Below are 21,262 nucleotides of genomic sequence, written 5' to 3' on the forward strand. Positions count from 1 at the left end.
AAAATCAAAAACTAAAATTTATGACAAATACTTTCTATCTTTGCTTTAATGCGGCTGTTTAAAGGCGTACAGTATAAAGTTTTTTGAGTAATTTCATCAGCATTTGTATCTTGAATCATAAATTGTGGATGATTGAGAGGAAATTCCACTTTGTCAGTGGACATATTAGAAAAAATACTCGCCGATTGTTTTGTATTTGTACTTTCCTCACCAAAGCCAATGTTGGAGATTAAATTAACGTTAGATAAAACGCTCAGTTGATTATGTAACCAACATGATAATGTCCAACGAAGCGCCCAACTATTTATCTTTCCGTCATAAACATATTGCAAGATTTTAGTCCAATATTCTACAGAAGCATCATCTTTTAAGATATCTTTCAACCAGCCGTTATCCCTGACGAAAGGCCATAACTTCATATCATAATCAAAGTTTTTCCAAGCTCGTCTCCAACTAGCCCACCCCCAACAGTGGTTGTAACGAGAGAAATAGTAGCTATAATCTGTCCGTTTTCGACCAAACTGTACGTTTTGTCCGGAAATAGCACAAATTCTTGTGTCTTCTCGATAACGTTCTAAAAGTTCTTCACAAAAAGGAAAAAAAGTAGGATGGGGAAGACAATCATCTTCTAAAACAATAGCCTCTTCAACTTGAGAAAATACCCAATCTAATCCACTGGAAACCCTTATTTTACATCCTAAGTTAATATCTGAATAGTTAGTTAATACCTCACATTCCCAATCAACGTCGTTAATAATTGCCCTTGCATTACCAAAAGCTTGGGAGGTTTAGCCTGACGAATTGCTTCAAATACTCTTTTGGTTGTATCTGGACGATTAAACATGATAAAGGCAACTGGAGTTTTCATTTAAATTTTAAATATTACAATGTTATGATAATATTTTTTGAATTTTCCCCACAATCTATCAATTAAAGAAAGAACACCAAATATAGTTTTATAGGCTATAACATCTGCCTTTTTATCATGAATTACAAAAGGTGGATGTTTTAAGGGAAAAGTAACTTCTTGAGTGGGTAAATTAGAAAATTTGCTGTCACTATTATTTGTATGGGTAGAAGATTCAGCAAATCCAATATTAGATATTAAATTTACATTAGATGTGATGCAAAGAAAGTTATTTATTAAACAAGCAAATGTCCACTGGTAGTCCCAAGTGTCAACTTTTCCATTATAAGCATTTTGGAATATTTTCTCCCAAAATTTTACTGCCTTTCTATTTGGCAGAATATTTTCTAGCCAATTACCATTTCTAACTTCCGTCCATAAACTTATCTTTGAATCATAATACTTCCATGATCTTCTCCAAGTTGCCCAACCCCAAATATATGGATGTTTGGAAAAATAATAACTATATGGGCTGATTCTGTAGCCAAATAGATTATTTTGTCCAGAAATAATACCAATTCTTGTATCGTCTCGATAACGTTCTAAAAGTTCTTCACAAAAAGCAAAGAAACTAGGATGAGGTAAACAATCATCTTCAAGGATAATAGCTTCTGCAACTTCAGAAAATACCCAATCTAATCCACCGGAAACCCTTATTTTACATCCTAAGTTAATATCTGAATAGTTAGTTAATACCTCACATTCCCAATCAACGTCGTTAATAATTGCCCTTGCAGGAGGTTTAGCCTGACGAATTGCTTCAAATACTCTTTTGGTTGTATCTGGACGATTAAAAATGATAAAGGCAACTGGTGTTTTCATGTTCACTTATTTATATCTCGTAATTGATAAAGGTAATCATGGTGTGAAAGCTGTGCAATTAAATCATAATAATTAGTCAAAAATGAGTTGATTTGATCAAAAAATCTGGCCTCTACAAGAATGTATTTAGGCTTATATCTGTCCAAGTTTAAGCCTTGCAATACTTCTAGCTCATAACCTTCAACATCTAAAGAAAAAAAATCTATCTGAGGTATGTTAGTAAATTCATCCAAAATAGACTCTAAAGTTCTGGCTGGCACTTTAATACTATAAGATTTATTAATTTTCTGTATTTCTAAACCAGATTGAATATGTTGGATTTGTTTTTCCTGATCTTTAAGAGAATTTTCTACTACCGACATTAAGTTTGCATAGTGCATTTCCACAAAACTATCACAAAAGTCCTTAGAAACTAAAGCACAATTATAAACTGATGACTTGTTTCTCGTACGCTTGCATTGTTCATATAAACTAGGAATTCCTTCTATCATAATTCCCCGCCATTCTAAGAATTTTTCTAAGTAGTAGGTATTGCTTTGTGTATATCCATTATTAGCACCGACTTCAATAAAAAAACCATTTTTGAAATTTAGATACTTTTCCAACTTCAGATCCAAACCATTCAATCCAGGTCTAGAATATTTAGGATTTCCAAAATACTCATAAATTTTTCTGCGTAATTCACTTAGTTGACTTTTTATCTTACTTAGCTGATATTTCATGTTTAGAACCTGTACATTTAATCAAATAGTGAGTTTATTTTATCTATGGTAGAACTGATGAACAAGATCACCTTAAATACTGACATATTTTTTATAATTATTCATCTCAACCATATTTTTTATTAAAAAGTCTATCAAAAACTTAAAATAATAGAAGTGATTTTAATTGAATTATAAATATTTTACGAGTCTTTAAATTCAGTCCGTTAGCCAAAAATGCAGCTATGGCATAAGCTATAACAGTAGCGATCGCAGCACCAATACCACCATAACTGGGAATTAAAAGGAAGTTTAGCACAACGTTTACAACTGCCCCAATCAGAGTTCGATGAAATGAAAACTCAGTTAAACCTTCCGCTATAAACCAAGGTGATGTGGCTACCCCCATAAATACAAATAAAGAAGCCCAAATATGAATTGCTAATATCTTTCCAGCTTCGGCGTAACCATTACCAAAAAGTATTGTAATTAGTTTACCAGACATCAAAGACATCGGCACAGAAATTACAAGAGAAATCAACACTAGCATTCTGATCAACTGTTTTATTCGTTGGTAATACAGAGCTTCACTTACCTCTTTAGCCGCATAAATTGCAGGAGATACCGAAGATGCGATCGCCACAGGAATGAAATACCAAACCTCAGAAATCCGAGTTGCTGCTGAATAAAGACCAACAGCTTTGTCACCAACCATTTGACCCAGCATGATCTGGTCAATTCTCATGTAAATCATGATAGTTACACCAGACAAGATCAAAGGCCAACTTTCCTTGAGAAGCGTCTTAGCTAATGGCAGACTCCAAGGCCACAACCAAGGTGAATAACCCCTAACTCTGTAGGATATGATCAAACCGATCGCACCTAAGCCTACCTCTCCTAATGCTGTCCAAGCAAAAGCAATTAATGGAGCATGGATACTGATTAAAATGACTTTAATTAAGGCAGTAATGACAAAAGCTGTGTTTTTAGCAATTACAGTATACTTAGACTGTACCTGAGACTGAAACCAAATGTCAATAGTGTCAAAAGTTTGAAAAATCCCTACAGATGCCAAAATCGCTACTAGGGAAATAGTCAACTGGTCATCATGACGCAGCAAAATAATAGAGCTAACTGCTAATACTAAAGCTGCAATCCCACCAATCAATTTGAGCCAGAATGTTGTCCCTAAAATTTGCAACCTCTTTTCAGGTTCACGCACAATAGAGCGGACTACTATGGCATCTAAACCGAGAGTGGAAAGGGTACTGAATAGGGCTACAAAAGCAGTCGCGTAGTTAAAAACTCCAAACTGTTCTACTCCTAAATATCGAGCGACCCAAACTCCTACAAATAATCCCACACCCATGCGAAGGATACGGTCTGCAAAAAGCCACCCTGTATTGGCAATAATACCCCGGAGTCTATCACTAGATTTGAGAAGTGACAACTTCTTTTTGATATCTAATCTACGCAGCATCAGCAATTCTCAATTTGGGCATATTTCTTGGCATATCTGAAAACTATCACTGAGTTAGTAAGACTCTTATCTTGTCTGAGGTATTGCTTAGTTAAGCCATTCTCAACCAGCCAAATACATCATCAACAGTTAATTTTAACTCTATTCCTGCCAATACAGGCAGAATATCGGTTTTTTCCATTAGTATTGGTTGGCGATCGCATAAAAATACTAGAATACTTAAATCATCAGGATCAATAAACCATCCTAATTTACACCCATGCTCCACACAATGCAAGATATTGCCAATCACTTTATTTGATTTCTGTTCAGGAGAAAGAATCTCAATTACCCAATCGGGAGCTAGTTCAAATCTATCTGGGACTTCTCCACTGCTAAGGAAAGGAATATGTTCCCATGTAAAAACTGCTACATCAGGAACGATTGAGCGATTACCAAAGCTACACCTAAGTTCAGGGAAAGCATAAGCTAACTTCGCCTTTTTTGTAACCTGATTAATTCCATTACATAATTCGTACTGTAAACAACTGTGTCTTCCTTTCGGCATAGGTTTTTGAATAATTTCCCTACCCAAGAACTCTGATGCTGGCTTTGTTTCCGGTAGCATCATAAACTCCTGCAATGTGAGATATTTTATGGCGCTGATGGTCATAAAGGATGATTATTGTAGCCCTTAGTCGACATCGTTTTGATAATTATACCATAATTTAGACATAGCTTTCCCCTACTTCAGCCTTCCCAGTTACGAGTAGGTGGCGAGGGAGGAACTGAGATCAAAAGACCATCAAAGCTCAACTCCTAAAAAACGAATAATTTTAGTTAATTTCTTAGGGGTGTAAACTGTATTTGCACCAACCAAAAAACTCTACATTTTAGTAGTTTAATATTACATGAGCAGGAAATAAAGTCAAGTCTTACCGCAGATTGGCCTGAGAAGACTTCTTCTTACTATCTACTTTCTCACCGTAATAACCTCTCTGATAATAATACCCACCATAACTACTTTCCTCACTAACACCATTCACTACCATTCCCAAAATAGGCACTTTCCCATGATTAAGTAATGATTTCGATGACTTCACCGCTGAATACTCCACCTTCCCAGGACGGACAACCAGCAATAACCCATCCACATACTTGGCAACAATTAGAGGGTCAGTAACAGCCGTCAAGGGGGGCGTGTCAATTATTACAAAATCATAATTATTGCTTGCCTCTTCAACCAAATCAGCCATGCGCTGGGAATCTAAAAGTGTCACCGGATTAGGCGGAATTTTTCCGACTGGTAACAGATCCACCAGAGGGGATACTTCCTGGACAGTATTTTTTAACTGCGCCTGACCGGCTAAAATATTGCTCAATCCCAACAAATTGGGTGTTTCCCAAATGCGGTGCTGACGAGGACGACGCATATCAGCATCTACTAACAACACGCGTCGTCCTACATGAGCCGCTGCTAGAGACAGATTTGCTGCCATAAAAGATTTACCCTCTCCAGATGTTGAACTAGTTACCAAAATTACCCGCAATTGCTTGTCAGAAAGGGTAAATCCCAGGTTAGTCTGGAGCATTTCAAAGGATGTACTGACTGGTGAATAGATGTTATCAAGTAAGGGTAACTCTCCCCGACTTTCTTCCTGATTTTTCGGATTTTTCCCACCATATAGGGGAATCATCCCCAGCAAAGGAAAGCCCAACAGCCGATTCGCTTCTTCAACATTTTTGAGAGATTGATTCATAGATTCCAACAGCAGCGCTGTTCCCACACCTAAGAGGATTCCCAAAAATCCGCCTAGTGCTAAGTTAAGGGGAATCTTGGGAGAAACGGGACGTTCAGGAACTAAAGCCTCAGAGATAATCCGCGAATTACCTACATTCTGATTCTCTAGCACCTGAACTAACTGAAATTGCTTCAGAAATTCTTGATAGGTGATTTGTGCCACGGATAACTGTCGCTGTAGCTGTAGCTGTTGTTGTTCCAGTCGAGGTAAGCTATCCAAACGTCGCCTATTAATTATAAATACCTTTCGCAATTCTCCGATTTGGTTTGTTAAGGCTAACCTTTCCACCTCTGATTTGACTAAATCTTGAGTTAATGCCTGTTTGAGTTCTCCTACCTGCAAGTTCTGTTGGGGGAGAGACTTGGAACTACCAATGGTTTGGGCAACTCGCTTTTCTAGTAAGTCTTTAAGAGATGCCTCTTGCATTACCAAATTCACAACTTTTGGATTATCACTAGTATAAAGTGTTCGGGCTTTTGCTAGGTCATATTGTGTTTTCTGGTATTCTGTGAGTACCTGCTGTACGCCAGGAGATTGACTTAATGCACTGAGATCAACCGCCTCTTGTGTAGTTGCCTTCATTTTATCCTGCAAAGCCACAGAGCGAGTGTAAGCTGCCGCTAATTCGCCTTGGCTGCGGGTAATTGCCTCATCTAGTTTTCCAAGAGATTCCAAACCAGTTCTGGCTTCTACATCCAGAGCTACCACCCGGTTGTTTTCTTTAAAGCGACGCAAGGTCATTTCTGCTTTCGTAACTCTTTTCTCGACCTCTGGTAATTGCTTGTCTAAAAATTCTCGCGCGGATCTAGCCTCGGTGCGGTTAGTGCGAATATTACTCTCCAGATAATATTTCATTAAAGAATTCACCACATCTGCTGCTTCTTGCGGATTAGTACTCCTGTAAGAAAGCTGGATCACATCCGTTCCTCGGATAGTCTTCAACTTCAGTTTTGTGAGAAAGTTCTCCAAAGAAATCTGTTTGCCTTGATCATTCGTCAAATTCAGTGTGGTAATAGTTTTTATAACAATGGGGTAGGAGCGGATGATCTCAGATTCGGTATCTACTGGGTTACTGAGGTTTGTCAATCCGCCCAGTTCTCCCATGGATTGGGAGATATCTGCGAGTGAGGAAGCCCCACTTCTTTTGGTGAAAACCAGCTTGCCTTCCGACTCGTAAACTGGTTTTGCTGAGTAAGTGAGTAAGGCTGTGACTCCTAAGACAGAGGCAAAGACAATTGATGTCACCAGCCAATGTCTTTTGAATGTTAGCCAGTATTGTTGGATATCAAGAGAGGAATCTTGGTCTTCTTGGTTAATAGACATAAATTAATTTAAGAAAATATACTAAGTATAGAACTTAAGTGTTGTAGAAATTGTAGATCATGTATTTGCACAAAATTAAGTCATTTCCGGCAATACCTTGTCCAAATCGCAAAAAGTCTTGATTTGTAGGTTGGGTTAAGCGACAGCGAAACCCAACAAAACAGAAAATGGACAAAGTAGTAAATAATCCTTTTTACACACTATTCGATAAATTGAAGAGTTTGCAAAATTACAGGCTATGAAATTTAATCAAAGAAGTTCATATCTTACCTTTTTCCCACGATAGAAAGCTGTAGATGATATTGTCTAGGTTATTATACTTGGGTTGCCAGTTCAATACCTGCTTAATTTTCTCTGCATCAGCAGTCACACAGGCTGGATCTCCGGGACGACGCGCTACTTCAATTACGGGAAAATCCACACCAGAAATAGCTTTGACCCGTTCCACAACTTGCCGGACACTATAACCTTTGCCATAACCACAGTTGAGAACTTGACTTTCTCCATCTCGTTCCAGATAGCGTAATGCATCAACATGGGCTGCGGCTAAGTCTTCAACATGGATATAATCTCGAATTCCTGTACCATCTGGGGTGGGAAAATCAGTGCCAAAGATCTTGAATTCTGATTGGCGTTTCAGGGCGGCATTACAGGCATTGGCAATCAAATGAGTTGCATTGCTTGAGTTTTGTCCGATTCTGCCACCGGGGTCGGCTCCGGCGACGTTGAAATAGCGGAGAATTACATACCGCAGACGAGAAGCTAATCCATAGTCTTGAATCATGAATTCGCTTATCAGTTTGGAGCGTCCGTAGGGATTAATTGGTAGGGTAGGAGTAGACTCGGTGACTGGATTTTCTTGGGGTTCGCCGTAAACTGCGGCTGTACTAGAAAATATCAATTGGTTAACACCCATGACACTACAGCACCGGAGCAAATTCAGAGTATTCCGTGTATTATTTGCGTAGTAATCGAGGGGATAGGCAACGGATTCTGGTACAACTAGACTAGCTGCAAAGTGCAGCACTGCACTAAATTGATGTTTGCCAAAGACTTGGTAAAGGCGGTCTATGTCTCCTAAATCGCCAATAATTAGCTCACCATGGAGTACGGATTGGGGTACACCCGTAGAGCAATTGTCATATACGACTGTATTATAACCAGCCTCGCCTAGTTGACGCACGACGTGGGAACCAATATAGCCTGCACCTCCTGTCACCAAGACTTTTTGATTCATCTGCCTTTACCCAATAAAACAACTCTGATGGTTTTCAAGACTATCACTATATCCAACCATAAAGAATAGTTTTTGATATAGTAAAGGTCGTAAGCCAGCTTTTCATAGGCATCTTCCAGGGAAGCTCCGTATGGATAAAGCACCTGCGCCCAACCTGTGATTCCTGGTTTGACTAAATAGCGCATTTCATAATAAGGAATTGCTTCTTTGAGCTTGACATCAAACTCTGGCCTCTCTGGACGAGGGCCAATCAGGCTCATTTCTCCAGATAACACATTCCAAATCTGAGGTAGTTCGTCAATTCGCAAAACTCGTAGCCAATATCCCACCCTGGTAATGCGTGGATCTCGTTGAGTTGCCCATTGTGCGCCCTTCTTTTCAGCATCCCGAAACATGGAACGGAACTTGTAAACCCGAAATGGTTTACCGTATAATCCTGTTCGTAATTGGCTATAGAAAATTGGACCTGGACTATCTAACTTAATGATTAAACCAACAATGACCATGAGTGGCAGTACCAGCACAGATAATATTCCAGTCAGCATTATATCTGTAAACCGCTTGATTTTGAGACTAAAACCACAAAATACCAGGTTAAAGCCACTACTAAAGGCAAACCACTCATCTTCAAGTAGAGAGGAGGGAAGTTTGTAGCATAAAGTTTCCCAAATATCGGGCAACTGGTAAACAGGGATGCCTTTTAGTCGTAGTTGCATTAAACTTTGCACTTGTACATCAGAGAGACTGATTTTTGTCCCTACTACCACCCCTAATAAGGGTTGCTGACTCCAATCAGATAGGTCGCTGAGGCAGCCTTCATGACTTATTTGGGGTTCTATTTCTGCTAATTCAGGCAGTTGTTGGCCATTTTCAGTCAGGATAACTAATCTTCCCAATGGATTCCGTGTTAAGAACATTTGGGCAAACTTTATCACATGATTGCCAGATCCTAGCATTAACCAACGACCCTGCTGGGACTTTGATCGCCACCAATTGAATGCCAATAGTCTTAATATGATTGCCCAGATTGTAAATATTCCCAGATTAACTAGCAATATACCCCTCATCCCTCCTGAATGCTGTTCCCAACTCTCCGATAGATAAATCACCAATGAAGTGATGAGGGTAATTATTCCACTATTGACGAGAATGCGATTTGGAGCTTGTAAACCTGTAATTTCTTTCTCTGGATGGTATGTATCTAACAAATACATTCCTGTTAAAACCAGTAAGATAAATCCGCAGACAAATTGGTCAAATCCTGTCAATGGATTATTTAACGTCCAGTAAGAAGTAAGTCCCAAGCAGACAAATAGGCCAAGGACATCCCCCACCATCAGGAATAGAGATATAGATCGTGGGAGTTTTACTAACTGAATGTTGCCTCTAATAGTCTCAAATCCTATATCTAACATAAGTATTTTTTTGAATTCGCTTGTAAAAACACGAATCTGCAAACAATAGCTTCGCCAAATTGAAAAAAGCTTTAATTCATCAATACCTTGTCAAAATTGGAAGAAGCCTTGATTTGTAGGTTAGGTTGTTCACTTTTGCGTTGCGGAGCAATCAGCATCAAAGTTAACATGAGCGTTGTGTTGCGCTGTCGCTTTGTAAAATATCCAGCCCGATACTTTCACAATTCTTCTCCGATGGATACAATTTAAATAGACTGCGGGATTTTGCGACAGTTAGTGGATGAATTTTAAATGAATCTACCCAACACTAAATATTTAATCACAGCAGATACTAAATTGTAAAGTTTCTCACTGCTGAAGTTTAGATTAAGCGGTACAAAGACGATACAGCAAGGCTGAGTTAATGGGACACATAAGATTAAAGTTAGTGATTGCTTTGATATGGCGATCGCATCCTGAATCAATTTAATCCCAAATCTCCGCATTGCCCATACTGAAAAGTAAGCAAAAAAGACACCTTATGCCGAGTATTCCTAAAAACCTCCTCGATTTCACTCAAACTCCCCATAGCGGCTATCATTGGGACTGTAGCCATCGTCGTTTCTTTGAAGGCTGGTATTACCGCGTCACACTGCCCGAAATTAAGCAAACTATCGCCTTCATGTACTCTATCGAAGATCCCAGCGGTAATCAGCCCTACAGCGGCGGTGCAGCCCAAATACTGGGCATAAATGATGAATATCTTTGTCGCACCTTTCCCGATGTGAATAAATTTTGGGCGAGTCGGGATGTTTTAGGATTAGGACATTGGGGAAAAACTAACTTACAAGTTTCCCCCCTGTATCTTATCCCCAGTGAATTTACACACCATATTCAAGAAGGTTATCAAGCCACAGCTACCTTAAATCAAGGCATAATTACAGATCCTGCCACTGGTAATTATTGCCGATGGGAATACGAAATTAAACCCGTATACGCATGGGGAAATCAAAATAGTCTTCAGCAATCAACCGCTGGTTGGCTATCATTTTCCCAGATATTTGAACCCGGCTGGCAAATTTTAATGGCTCACGGTTTAGCCAGTGGTTGGATTGATTGGCATGGTAAAATTTATGAATTTACAAATGCTCCAGCATACGCAGAAAAAAATTGGGGTGGTGCTTTTCCCCAAAAATGGTTTTGGCTAAATTGCAATTCTTTTATTAATCAACCCGATTTAGCTTTAACAGCCGGTGGCGGTAAACGTGGTGTATTATGGTGGATGGAATCAGTGGCGATGATTGGTATCCACCACCAAGGCAAATTTTATGAGTTCGTTCCCTGGAATTCAGAAGTAAAATGGCAAATTCAGCCCTGGGGTAGATGGCAAATGCAAGCTAAAAACCTAAATTATGAAGTTGAACTGACAGGAACTACCCAGTTACTAGGTACATCTCTCCGCGCACCGACAAGCAATGGTTTAGATTTTTGTTGTCGGGATACTATGCAAGGGGAGCTAAATTTAGAATTGCGAGAACTTAATGGCAGCAAATCTCAAGTTATCCTCAATGCGAGTAGTAATCTATGCGGTTTAGAAGTTGGTGGTGATGATTGGGATAATTACTGGCATTCTCACTAAAAATACTGCTATGATAATATTTGGTTCATTCTTGGGGTTGTAGCTCAGTTGGATAGAGCGAGCGCCTCCTAAGCGCTAGGCCGTGCGTTCGATCCGCACCAATCCCATTTGTGTTTGTCATGTAGCTGCACTTAGAATTAAAGCGCAACTACATTTTGTTTTTGTTTCGCGCAGAGACGCAAAGGAGCAAAGACGCAAAGGAAGAGGTATATCTATTTATGGTGTAAATACTTGACACTCTCAGCGGCTTTAGCCGCTGAGATTCTTAAGAGATTTTTACTCGTAAAGGCTGTGCCAAACAGCCACTAGACACTCCGCTTACGCCAATTTAGCGTGAGCAGCTAAAATAATTCTTTCTGTTTCTTGCCAATTGATACATTTATCTGTTACGGAAACACCATATTGCAAGTCTTCTCGTTTTCCGGTTATCGGTTGGCTACCTTCGTACAAGTTAGATTCTAGCATCATGCCGACGATGGAATTATTGCCATCTATTATTTGCTGAATAATATTTTCAAAGACTATGGATTGTAATCTATAATCTTTGTTAGTATTACCATGACTACAATCAACAACTATTCTTGGTGATAAGTTGGCTGCTTTTAATTGTTCTTCTACTAGTTTAATGTTCTCTGCATCAAAATTAGGCTGAGTTCCTCCACGCAAGATTACATGGCCATGAGCATTTCCTTTAGTTTGAAATACACTCACTTGTCCTTTTTGATTGATACCCAGGAAATGATGGGGTGTGTTCGCTGATTTAAGCGCATTTACGGCAACTTGAATATTCCCGTCTGTACCATTTTTAAACCCCACCGGCATAGATAAACCACTGGCCATTTCTCGGTGTGTTTGTGATTCGGTGGTTCTTGCGCCAATTGCTGACCAAGATACCAATTCACTGATATATTGAGGGATGATGGGATCAAGTGCTTCTGTGGCAGTTGGTAATCCTAACTCTGTCAACTTTAATAGTAAGTTCCTGGCAATTGAAATTCCTTCTTCTACATGAAAAGAATCATCCATTTTTGGATCATTAATTAATCCTTTCCAGCCTACTGTAGTTCGGGGTTTTTCAAAATAAACCCGCATAATTAGCAGCAGTTTATCCTGAACTTTTTCGGCTAAACCTAGCAAGTTTTCTCCATATTCTATGGCTGCTTTTGGATCATGAATTGAACAAGGACCGACGACAATGAATTTACGTCGGTCTTGAAAATCTAGAATATGTTCTATTTCTTGTCTGAATTTTAAAATTGTATTTTCAGCAGTTTTCGTTACAGGTAATTTTGCCTTCACTTCATTAGGAGTTGGTAAAACATGAGAACTCTTAATGTTAGTGTTAATTAATTTGTGGATCATAGCAGAAATCTCTGGATTTGTGTTATACGGTAGTAATTCTCAAATATCTGTGAAAACGTTTCTTGTTCTCTTTAAGCCTAAAGTAGTTTGTTAAAAAAACAAGTTGCACAAATTTAGATCAGATTACTCTATGCAAGGGTTGAATATATTAATATACACAGTTTTTCAGAAAAATACAAGATAAGTCCGTGTTATTTCCATAACATTTGGACATAAAACAATAATTTAATCCAGAAATTTAGATAAAAAGCTCCTATCCCCAACCTTAGAGAAGCAGGGGATATTTTTGGAAAATTACTAAATATAGTAACTTTACTCAATTTTACCAGTGGTTATTAACATATAACTTAATAACCAATTTGCTGATGTGGCTCTGCGAGTTTGTCGCGGACCAAATTCACCAATTTTGTAACCTTTAAAACCGAGTTTTTCTTTGAGAGCCTGTTTATTTTCTGGAGGAATAGAACGAGTCAATTTCATAATTGCTGGACGAGAATCAATAAAATCCGGTGGTTGTGGATATTCATCTCTCCAGGTTGGTGCTACTTCACTATTAGTCCATGTGTCTGTAATGGGATTATAGCGATAACCCAGGTGATACCATAATAATTTTTTTACAGTATCATCATCAATTTTATCATTAATGATTGCCCAAATTGTTTCTGTATTTAGTGGGGGAAGATGAGACATAATTTTGAGAAAACAGGGAACAGGTAACAGATGATAATTTTACCAATTACCAGCCCTTACAGATATAATCAGTGTTCAAACCCACAAAATATTACTTAGTAAAGGTACGCTTAATTTCAATAGCATCATCATAAGCAAGACATCCTTCTAATACTGTACTTCCTTGCTTGTACTCAATTGTTTTAGTTTTAAGTTCTGCTAATACATGAGCAGAACTTAACAACACTAGTACCGCAGGGCGGAATTAAAAATTAACAATTAAAAATTAAAAAGCAGATGGTATAAGCTTTTCATGGATTTTTAATGGTTGCTTAACGCAGTGTCAGCAAAACAGAAAGTCAAAATTTCATAACTTTATTAAGTATTCAAAATTGATTATGGTGAATTATCACCACAAAACTCGACAAAATAAAAGTCATTATTTTGAAAATAATTGCTACAATTCTGCTTTTAGCTCCTGGATGATGTATCTCAGTTATCAAAAAGGAATTCAGTTGTTAAAAGTTGCAGGAGGATGGTTTACGCCACACTACGCTACGCTATCAAATTGAACTTTTTTGTATAACTGGCATAAGAATTGAGGTAGATTCAATTATTTATTGTATAAAACTGTACTTAATTGCTCATAATCTCCTAACTTCTGTATTCTGTTTAGTAAGATTGCCATTCTAGCAATGCGAAATTTTGTCGTAACGCTAAATTATTAGTTATATAAAGAAAAATCAATCGTTGTTCCCAATTAATTCATCGGCTATTAACTCATTACCATGCGTGCAACTGCTACTATTTATCAGAATCCCCTACTTCAAAGCTGTGGTTTACCCGCATTTGCGGCTATTAAATCGGAGCAAGTCGAACCAGCTTTTAGTTATCTATTAGGAGAACTTGAAAAGCAATTAACTGACTTAGAGGCAAATATAGAGCCTTTGCTAAAGCTAAAGAAGCGGGCTTAGAAGATGAAGCCGCAATCAACGCCATTGGCAGACGTTACCGAGATACGGTTTTAGCACTAGGTGGCAGTCAGCATCCCATGGATGTCTTTAAAACCTTCCGGGGACGAGAACCCAGTACCAAGGCTTTACTCAAGCACAATGGGCTGCTGACTCAATGCTGTTCGGATAAGCAGGGGAAGTAGGGGAAGTAGGGGAGGTTGGGGAGGTTGGGGAGGTTGGGGAGGTTGGGGAAGTAGGGGTGGTAGGGGTGGTAGGGGTGGTAGGGGTGGTAGGGGTGGTAGGGGAAGTAGGGGAGGTTGGGGAGGTTGGGGAAGTAGGGGAGGTTGGGGAGGTTGGGGAGGTTGAGGAAGATAATTTTTCCCTTGCACCAGTCAGCCATTCCGTAAATTTACACGACAACTTCTTCCCGTTGACAATCAAAGAAAAGCTCAAAAACAGTGTTGGGAATCATTTGACGGATGTGTTGAATATAGCCTTCGGCATCAGAACGACTGCGAAACCGGGAAACAATAACTTTTTCCCGTTCGCTAACGATACGGGCTACAGCCCAACCATTCAGCCTTTTTTTGTAGGCGTTATCTTCTCTTGCCGCAGGAATTGTGAGATCTTCTGAAGTGCTATTTTTGTAATCCGTATTTTGTGGCATGATTATTTTATGCATAAGAACTTGAGTGAAGGGCGTTAGTATGTCTCTTAACCAAAGATTTACTAGCGTCTTTTATTGATGATGCCACCTTGTTATTACATATTTTAAAAATTGTCAATACTTGGTGCAACAACTTATTTTCTGACAATCTTTGGTTTTATTTAATTCAGACTAATATATACTGTATTAATTCAGTATTTAAACTTAAATAGAAACAAGAAATATTGGTATAAACCATACCAAGCTTCAATTATTTGAGATCATCTTGCAAAATAAAAATGTCAATCACATCAATCATCCAAAAAGTAGCATTACAAATAGGGGCTGTAGTTTTACTTGAACCAGAATATAAATTAGTTGGGCATATTACTTTTAAAAACGGGAAAAGATCAGTTTTTAGTTATGCCAAATTGAATATTAACGGTCTTGCTTCAGCCGAGTTGGTCAAAGATAAAGCCTATAGTAATTTTTTCCTCAAGCAGCTTGGATATCGAGTAACGGAGGGTAAGACATTTTTTACTGATCAGTTATGTGCGAAAATAGCTCATCCTAGAAATATTGATGATGGATTTAATTATGCACAATCAATCGGATTTCCAGTAATTGTTAAACCTCTGAATCTTAGTCAAGGGATTTTGGTGACTAAGGTATATAATCAGGCAGAATATTATGATGTAGCTCATAAAATCTTTGAAATTAAATCAGGATTGATTGTAGAAAAGTTTTATAGTGGTAATGACTATAGAATTGTTGTTTTGGATGATGAGGTGATTACCGCTTATCAAAGAATTCCCTTATTTGTTGTTGGTGATGGTATATCTAATGTTTTAGAGTTACTTCAAAAAAAACAGGCAAAATTTTTGAACATGGGGAGAAAAAATGTGATTAAATTTGATGATTTCCGCATTTCCCAAAAATTAAAAACGCAAAATATTGATTGGAATAGTGTGATTCCTCATAATAATATTATCTATCTTTTGGATAGTGCTAATTTATCGAGTGGAGGTGAAGCGGTAGATTTTTCTGAAAGGATTCATCCTGATTTTCAAAAATTAGCAATTAACATTACTAAAGATATGGGATTAAGATTAACAGGGGTAGATATACTCACCCATGATATAACTATGCCGATGGTAGATTATACGCTCATCGAAGTCAATGGTTCTCCTGGTCTAAATCACTATGCTGCTAGTGGTGAAGTAGCAGCAAAAAGGGTGGAAGAGTTTTATCTGAAAATTCTCCAAGTCCTAGAGAATGATAGTTAGGACTGGCTAAAAAAAGCAATAGGAGTGAAAAATTGCTGGAGTTTCCATCAGATTATATAACTTTTATTCAGTAACTAATAATTTGAGGTAAGATAAATAATCATCTGCCATTAATTCATGACCAATATTATTAATAAACGGGCTGATTTTGATAGTCCATGGAAAGAAATTCTCACCGCATATTTTCCCCAAGCAATGCAATTCTTTTTTCCCGAAACCGAGGCACTAATTGACTGGGAACGTCCTTATGAATTTCTGGATAAAGAATTTCAACAAATTACCCGTGAAGCCGAACAAGGAAAGAGATATGCTGATCAATTAGTCAAAGTTTGGCAAATTCAGGGTGAACAATTGTGGTTATTAGTCCATGTAGAAATTCAGGGAAAAAAAGAAGATAATTTCAGTCAACGGATGTTTACTTACAATTATCGCATTTTTGACAGTTTTGGTCAACCCGCAACCAGTTTGGCGATTTTATGTGACACAAACCGTGAATGGCGACCGAGTAATTACGGTTACAATTATCCCCAGACAAAGTTAAATTTTGAATTTGGTAGCATTAAACTGTTAGATTATGAACAACGGTGGCAAGAGTTAGAAAATAGTAAGAATCCTTTTGCTACAGTGGTTATGGCGCATTTGAAAACCCAGCAAACGCGCTCATATCCCCAAAAACGCAAAATCTGGAAATTCAGTTTAATTCGCAGGTTATACGATTTAGGCTTACAAGAGCAAGATATTCGTAACCTGTATCGCTTTATAGACTGGGTGATGATTTTACCAAAACCATTGGAAAATCAATTGTGGTCGGAGTATAAAAAATTCGAGCAGGAGCGAACTATGAGATATATTACCACTGGTGAGCGCATAGGTTACGAGCGGGGAATAGAAGAAGGTAGACAGGAAGGTAGACAGGAAGGTAGACAAGAAGGTAGACAGGAAGGTAGACAAGAAGGAGAACGGTTGGTTATTTTAAAACTGCTTAAAAGGCGATTGGGTGAATTATCACCGGAAACAACACAGCGGATTCAATCTCTTTCTGTTAATCAGTTAGAAAATTTAAGCGAGGCTTTACTAGATTTTAGCAGTATGGCGGATTTACTTAATTGGTTGCAATTAAATTAATCCTCTTGTTGAAATCTTCAAATATATGTAAGGTAGATTAGCAATAAAGTACATAAAATAAGTCTCGATTAAAATAGATGCCTGACTTCTTAAATAAGTCGGGCATTTGTTTGTATTTAAGTTGATAGGCAAAAGTGACAAAATTGCAGCAATTATGTCCCTTTTTTTGGCTATTTTTAGTCCGTAGTTGTCTGTTTTTTGGTGATATTTTCAACCTAAAAGGGCAATTTTACGGATATTTGTGCGGAAAATGCTGTTATCATCAAGCTATTGAAAGTGACAAAACTGAAACAATTATGTCACTTTTATTTTCTCTAAATCTCTAGACAGATGTTTTTATTTTTAATAGGATGTAGTCAGGAAATGAAAAAGTACAACGTTTCCGGTTTTCTAGACTTTTTAAAACCAAGGAGAATACGAAAATGGCTAATATTGTAATATCTGAACTACGTCCTGCTGGTTCTGATTTGTTTATGGATTCTGAAAGCTATCTCACTGATTTGACTGATAATGAGCTTCATATGACAAAAGGGGGTTCAACTTGGTTTTGTGCAGGAGTGATTGTTGGTATGATAATAACGAAACTGTAGGGTGCGTTAGGACAAGTCCTTAACGCACCAGGAGCATCAAACCAATACTATTAAATGGTGGGTTACGCTTTCGCTAACCCACCCTACATTTTTGTGATTAAATCACTGCCAATTAACATTAATTCCTGTTTGATTAACTTGTTTTTTGATCCAACTTAATAGTAAATAGCTAACAATTTGCTGTCGTAATTTATCATCCAATTCCGGTTGAATAATCTAATCTCCTCAACAAAAATTAAATACTCCTAAATATCCCCTTTGGGACGTAATTCTACATTCTTATATTTTTATTAATCTAAATACGAACACACAGTACCGCAGAAAAAGAGAAAAATACTAAAAATTTGGTAGTAGTTGCTTGAGTAACTAAAATATGTAAAAATATATTTTAGTTTCAAATACAATGTATTAGTACGGCTAAAGCCTATGACATTTATCCTAAATTCCCAGAATGTTTTTGATTATTTAGTTGAAAAAGGGTTATTCACTCATTCCGAACAACCTCTCAGCAAAATAGAACCATTGATAGCTAAGAATTTTAACTTATTACTAACATTTGCAAATCAAAGCAAGCTACTTGTTAAACAAGAACGATTGAATCAGGAAGGAAAAGCAGCGGGTGAGTTTGTAATTGAGTGGAAAATTCAAGAGTTTTTACAAAAATTTCCGAGCTTTAATAACTACCGCCAATTTCTACCAGAAGTGCTGAATTTTGATGTAGAAAATTCCATTATTATCTTCAAATATTTAGATGATTATCGAGATTTAATGGATTTCTATACCAAAGAAAAGGGCTTTCCGCCAGAAATTACTCAAGAAATTGGCACTATTTTAGGAACTATCCATCGTGATACTTTTCAACATCAAGAATATCAGAATTTTTTTACTCAAAACTCTGCAAATTTCAACCAAATATCACACCTAATTAAAGGCTTGGAACGGGTTGAACCAGAAATTTTTGGTTTAGTTCCCGATGATGGATTAAAGTTTTTTGCTCTTTATCAACGTTATGATAGCTTAGGACAAGCTATAGCTGAATTGGGTAATGCTGTAATTCCCTCTTGTCTGACTCATAATGATTTGAAACTGAATAATATTCTCCTGCAAAAAGACTGGCAAAATGCTAGTAATATGATCCGGTTAATTGATTGGGAACGTTCTGGTTGGGGAGATCCAACTTTTGATTTGGGAACAATTATTGGTAGTTATATCCAAATCTGGTTGAGTAGTTTAGTTATTAGTAATTCCTTGAATATTGAAGAATCTCTCCGGTTAGCAATGACACCTTTAGAACTCCTTCAGCCTTCAATTGGATCATTAATTTTAGCTTATTTAAACACTTTTCCCGCAATTTTAGAACACCGTCCTGATTTTTTGCAGCGAGTGGTACAGTTTACAGGATTTACTTTAATTCAACAGATTCAAGCCATGATTCAATATCAAAAATCTTTTAGTAATATGGGAATTGCCATGCTTCAAGTTGCTAAAACTTTATTAAATCGTCCTGTACAATCAATACCAACTATTTTTGGGGCTGCTGCTGTTGAATTAAATCGTTTTCATAGTTCCGCTGTTTAAGTCGTTCTGTTCCTCATAAACATCATGCAATTACTAGAAAATACCACCACTGGACAATTATTAGAAGTCCTCGAAGATATTGTTGAGAAAGTTGAAATTAAACCGGATTTTTCCATCTGTCATCCCGATTATAAACCCTTGGAATTACCAAGTGAAGTAATTGAACGTTTCCAAAAAATGCCCACGCAAATGCAGCAGAAATATGTGAGTTTACAACTGCGAAGTTTTCTTTATGGCATTTATTATAACGGTTCAATGCAAACTGCATTAGCATTAGATGGAGAAGAAAATAACTTACCTCTAGACTTAGAAAATAATACTGTTTTAGGGGTAGATTTGGGATTTTATGAACAATTGCACAAAAGTAACTGTGGAGAAGGGTATTTTGATTCTGGTTGGGCTGTAATTAAAGAAGAAATTGATGGTAGTCTAGCAGTAACCAAGGGCGGTTTAAGGTTACATATTCAGCGAGATAAACATCTACAAAATTTTGAGAAAGAGACTGTAGCAGGTGATCTTGTCGCCATTCTTTTACCTAAAAATCGAGTCCAAAATGGTTTTTACATGGCTGTTGCTAATCAGGGATTTGGTCGTATTGATGATAGTGAATCTCAACCTATAACTGTACGAATTTATTTTAATTTAACTCCTGAAGGTGCGGTAGCAGTGATGGGAAATTTAACACAGGAATTGAATAATTGTGCAATTCCTTTTAGTTTCAAAGTTTTGTATAATCCTCAAGATTATGGACGGCATGATTCAGGAGTTTTGTATTTTGATAAAAGGGATTATCAAGCAGTTATGCAAGTTTTGCCGGTTGTTTATCAAGAAAATAAAGTACATTTTCAATCAGAAATTCCTCTATTTACAATGCAGCTTGCACCAGGGTTAGGGTTAGCTGAAGAACCAGATAAAAAGTTTGCTGAAAAAGAAAGTTTTGGTATGAATCGTTGTCAAATTGTGGCCAATGGTCTATTAAAAGCTTGGTATCAAGGAGATAATTCAATTCAGGGAAGAATGCAAGCTATTTGTGAGCAATTTTCTACTTTGGGAATTGATTTACAACGAGTTTATTTGAATGCTGATTCTGATGATATTTATAAAGTTTTGGATTAACTTCCTCGTTCCCAGTAGCAAGAGTTAAAAAATAGCAAGAATCCTTTTGCTACAGTGGTTATGGCGCATTTAAAAACCCAGCAGACGCGCTCATATCCCCAATAACGCAAAATCTGGAAATTCAGTTTAATTCGCAGGTTATAGGATTTAGGCTTACAAGAGCAAGATATTCGTAACCTGTATCGCTTTATAGACAAGGTGCGTTATTAAGAGAATACAATTAATAGGTCTTGATTAATATAGATGCCTGACTTCTTAAATAAGTCGGGCATTTGTTTGTATTTAAGTTAATAGGCAAAAGGGACAAAATTGCAGCAATTATGTCCCTTTTTTTGGCTATTTTTAGTCCGTAATTGTGCGTTTTTTAGTGATATTTTCAACTTAAAAGGGCAAATTTACGGATATTTGTGCGTAAAATACTGTTATCATCAAGCTGTTAAAAGTGACAAAACTGAAACAATTATGTCACTTTTATTTTGTCTAAATCTCTAGACAGATGTTTTTATTTTTAATAGGATGTAGTCAGGAAATCAAATATGACTATTTGATTATTTGATTCTTGAAAAAACAAGTTTGAATAGAGGAAAAACTCAAATGGCTAACATAGTAATCTCTGAACTACGTTCTGCTGGTTCTGAATTGTTTCAAGATTC

At 37.3% G+C, this 21,262-nt stretch carries 18 protein-coding genes, 1 tRNA gene and 2 pseudogenes; 8 read left to right on the forward strand and 13 right to left on the reverse strand.

The genetic code is table 11. The annotated features are described in order from the left end of the window. Positions 1-11: 11 nt before the first annotated feature. The 8 genes and pseudogenes from AN490_RS20245 to AN490_RS20280 form a co-directional block, all read right to left on the reverse strand. A pseudogene (locus AN490_RS20245) lies at positions 12-868 on the reverse strand (glycosyltransferase family 2 protein). Next, a complete protein-coding gene (locus tag AN490_RS20250; protein WP_300006638.1) occupies positions 869-1,729 on the reverse strand; it encodes a glycosyltransferase family 2 protein in 861 nt (286 codons plus the stop codon). A gap of 2 nt (positions 1,730-1,731) precedes the next feature. Further along, entirely contained in the window at positions 1,732-2,451 is a 720-nt protein-coding gene (locus AN490_RS20255; RefSeq protein ID WP_300006639.1) for an FkbM family methyltransferase, read from the reverse strand. A 142-nt stretch (positions 2,452-2,593) separates the two neighbouring features. Beyond that, positions 2,594-3,910, reverse strand: coding sequence for a flippase (locus AN490_RS20260; protein WP_300006640.1), 1,317 nt, complete (start codon positions 3,908-3,910; stop codon positions 2,594-2,596). Positions 3,911-4,001: 91 nt separating this feature from the next. Further along, positions 4,002-4,562 carry a Uma2 family endonuclease gene (locus AN490_RS20265; protein ID WP_300006641.1) on the reverse strand — a complete coding sequence of 187 codons (561 nt, stop codon included), beginning with the start codon at positions 4,560-4,562 and terminating at the stop codon, positions 4,002-4,004. 262 nt (positions 4,563-4,824) lie between these two features. Next, positions 4,825-7,014, reverse strand: coding sequence for a polysaccharide biosynthesis tyrosine autokinase (locus AN490_RS20270; RefSeq protein ID WP_300006642.1), 2,190 nt, complete (start codon positions 7,012-7,014; stop codon positions 4,825-4,827). A gap of 259 nt (positions 7,015-7,273) precedes the next feature. Continuing rightward, positions 7,274-8,251: a UDP-glucose 4-epimerase GalE gene (galE, locus tag AN490_RS20275; RefSeq protein WP_168695802.1), complete on the reverse strand. Its 978-nt coding sequence runs from the start codon at positions 8,249-8,251 to the stop codon at positions 7,274-7,276. Further along, positions 8,248-9,666 (reverse strand): sugar transferase, encoded by a 1,419-nt coding sequence (locus AN490_RS20280; RefSeq protein WP_300006643.1) that lies wholly within the window; start codon positions 9,664-9,666, stop codon positions 8,248-8,250. The genes galE and AN490_RS20280 overlap by 4 nt, the downstream gene beginning before the upstream one ends. Before the next feature lie 520 nt (positions 9,667-10,186). Here AN490_RS20280 and AN490_RS20285 point away from each other — a divergent pair. Together AN490_RS20285 and AN490_RS20290 are read left to right on the forward strand one after the other, a co-directional pair. Next, positions 10,187-11,284, forward strand: coding sequence for a tocopherol cyclase family protein (locus AN490_RS20285; RefSeq protein WP_300006644.1), 1,098 nt, complete (start codon positions 10,187-10,189; stop codon positions 11,282-11,284). 33 nt (positions 11,285-11,317) lie between these two features. Next, a tRNA-Arg gene (locus AN490_RS20290) sits at positions 11,318-11,391 on the forward strand. A 211-nt stretch (positions 11,392-11,602) separates the two neighbouring features. On the opposite strand, the gene AN490_RS20295 is transcribed toward AN490_RS20290, so the two are convergent. The 3 genes from AN490_RS20295 to AN490_RS20305 form a co-directional block, all read right to left on the reverse strand. Further along, a complete protein-coding gene (locus AN490_RS20295; RefSeq protein WP_168695889.1) occupies positions 11,603-12,646 on the reverse strand; it encodes a 3-deoxy-7-phosphoheptulonate synthase in 1,044 nt (347 codons plus the stop codon). 312 nt (positions 12,647-12,958) lie between these two features. Then, positions 12,959-13,336: a DUF1823 family protein gene (locus AN490_RS20300; protein WP_015078332.1), complete on the reverse strand. Its 378-nt coding sequence runs from the start codon at positions 13,334-13,336 to the stop codon at positions 12,959-12,961. 91 nt (positions 13,337-13,427) lie between these two features. Further along, positions 13,428-13,562 carry a hypothetical protein gene (locus tag AN490_RS20305; RefSeq protein ID WP_300006645.1) on the reverse strand — a complete coding sequence of 45 codons (135 nt, stop codon included), beginning with the start codon at positions 13,560-13,562 and terminating at the stop codon, positions 13,428-13,430. Between the two features lie 679 nt (positions 13,563-14,241). On the opposite strand from AN490_RS20305, the pseudogene AN490_RS20310 reads away from it, so the two are divergent. Next, positions 14,242-14,471 (forward strand): annotated as a pseudogene (locus tag AN490_RS20310) (M3 family metallopeptidase); the annotation flags it as partial. Here the strand turns inward: AN490_RS20310 and AN490_RS20315 are convergent. Continuing rightward, on the reverse strand, positions 14,415-14,657 hold the full coding sequence (locus tag AN490_RS20315) for a hypothetical protein (protein WP_300006646.1): 243 nt from the start codon (positions 14,655-14,657) through the stop codon (positions 14,415-14,417). The pseudogene AN490_RS20310 and the gene AN490_RS20315 overlap by 57 nt on opposite strands. Before the next feature lie 20 nt (positions 14,658-14,677). Then, positions 14,678-14,935, reverse strand: coding sequence for a hypothetical protein (locus AN490_RS20320; RefSeq protein WP_300006647.1), 258 nt, complete (start codon positions 14,933-14,935; stop codon positions 14,678-14,680). A 278-nt stretch (positions 14,936-15,213) separates the two neighbouring features. Here AN490_RS20320 and AN490_RS20325 point away from each other — a divergent pair, with 278 nt between their 5' ends. The 5 genes from AN490_RS20325 (at position 15,214) to AN490_RS20345 (ending at position 20,609) form a co-directional block, all read left to right on the forward strand. Then, positions 15,214-16,200 carry a cyanophycin synthetase gene (locus AN490_RS20325; protein WP_300006648.1) on the forward strand — a complete coding sequence of 329 codons (987 nt, stop codon included), beginning with the start codon at positions 15,214-15,216 and terminating at the stop codon, positions 16,198-16,200. Positions 16,201-16,317: 117 nt separating this feature from the next. Beyond that, positions 16,318-17,325 (forward strand): DUF4351 domain-containing protein, encoded by a 1,008-nt coding sequence (locus AN490_RS20330; protein WP_300006649.1) that lies wholly within the window; start codon positions 16,318-16,320, stop codon positions 17,323-17,325. A 422-nt stretch (positions 17,326-17,747) separates the two neighbouring features. Next, complete coding sequence (locus AN490_RS20335; protein WP_300006650.1) at positions 17,748-17,915, forward strand: hypothetical protein; 168 nt, start codon at positions 17,748-17,750, stop codon at positions 17,913-17,915. A 426-nt stretch (positions 17,916-18,341) separates the two neighbouring features. After that, positions 18,342-19,493, forward strand: coding sequence for an aminoglycoside phosphotransferase family protein (locus tag AN490_RS20340; protein ID WP_300006651.1), 1,152 nt, complete (start codon positions 18,342-18,344; stop codon positions 19,491-19,493). Between the two features lie 24 nt (positions 19,494-19,517). Continuing rightward, entirely contained in the window at positions 19,518-20,609 is a 1,092-nt protein-coding gene (locus AN490_RS20345; RefSeq protein WP_300006652.1) for a T3SS effector HopA1 family protein, read from the forward strand. Positions 20,610-21,262 lie beyond the last annotated feature (653 nt).

The organism is Anabaena sp. AL09, assembly GCF_001672255.1.
In the GTDB taxonomy this organism is placed as follows: Bacteria; Cyanobacteriota; Cyanobacteriia; order Cyanobacteriales; family Nostocaceae; genus Dolichospermum; species Dolichospermum lemmermannii.

What these genes read in the sequence shown, in the direction of transcription:
- AN490_RS20250 (WP_300006638.1), bottom strand. Translation starts at nt 1,729, where the DNA reads ATGAAAACACCAGTTGCCTTTATCATTTTTAATCGTCCAGATACAACC.
- AN490_RS20255 (WP_300006639.1), bottom strand. Translation starts at nt 2,451, where the DNA reads ATGAAATATCAGCTAAGTAAGATAAAAAGTCAACTAAGTGAATTACGC.
- AN490_RS20260 (WP_300006640.1), bottom strand. Translation starts at nt 3,910, where the DNA reads ATGCTGCGTAGATTAGATATCAAAAAGAAGTTGTCACTTCTCAAATCT.
- AN490_RS20265 (WP_300006641.1), bottom strand. Translation starts at nt 4,562, where the DNA reads ATGACCATCAGCGCCATAAAATATCTCACATTGCAGGAGTTTATGATG.
- AN490_RS20270 (WP_300006642.1), bottom strand. Translation starts at nt 7,014, where the DNA reads ATGTCTATTAACCAAGAAGACCAAGATTCCTCTCTTGATATCCAACAA.
- galE (WP_168695802.1), bottom strand. Translation starts at nt 8,251, where the DNA reads ATGAATCAAAAAGTCTTGGTGACAGGAGGTGCAGGCTATATTGGTTCC.
- AN490_RS20280 (WP_300006643.1), bottom strand. Translation starts at nt 9,666, where the DNA reads ATGTTAGATATAGGATTTGAGACTATTAGAGGCAACATTCAGTTAGTA.
- AN490_RS20285 (WP_300006644.1), top strand. Translation starts at nt 10,187, where the DNA reads ATGCCGAGTATTCCTAAAAACCTCCTCGATTTCACTCAAACTCCCCAT.
- AN490_RS20295 (WP_168695889.1), bottom strand. Translation starts at nt 12,646, where the DNA reads ATGATCCACAAATTAATTAACACTAACATTAAGAGTTCTCATGTTTTA.
- AN490_RS20300 (WP_015078332.1), bottom strand. Translation starts at nt 13,336, where the DNA reads ATGTCTCATCTTCCCCCACTAAATACAGAAACAATTTGGGCAATCATT.
- AN490_RS20320 (WP_300006647.1), bottom strand. Translation starts at nt 14,935, where the DNA reads ATGCCACAAAATACGGATTACAAAAATAGCACTTCAGAAGATCTCACA.
- AN490_RS20325 (WP_300006648.1), top strand. Translation starts at nt 15,214, where the DNA reads ATGTCAATCACATCAATCATCCAAAAAGTAGCATTACAAATAGGGGCT.
- AN490_RS20330 (WP_300006649.1), top strand. Translation starts at nt 16,318, where the DNA reads ATGACCAATATTATTAATAAACGGGCTGATTTTGATAGTCCATGGAAA.
- AN490_RS20335 (WP_300006650.1), top strand. Translation starts at nt 17,748, where the DNA reads ATGGCTAATATTGTAATATCTGAACTACGTCCTGCTGGTTCTGATTTG.
- AN490_RS20340 (WP_300006651.1), top strand. Translation starts at nt 18,342, where the DNA reads ATGACATTTATCCTAAATTCCCAGAATGTTTTTGATTATTTAGTTGAA.
- AN490_RS20345 (WP_300006652.1), top strand. Translation starts at nt 19,518, where the DNA reads ATGCAATTACTAGAAAATACCACCACTGGACAATTATTAGAAGTCCTC.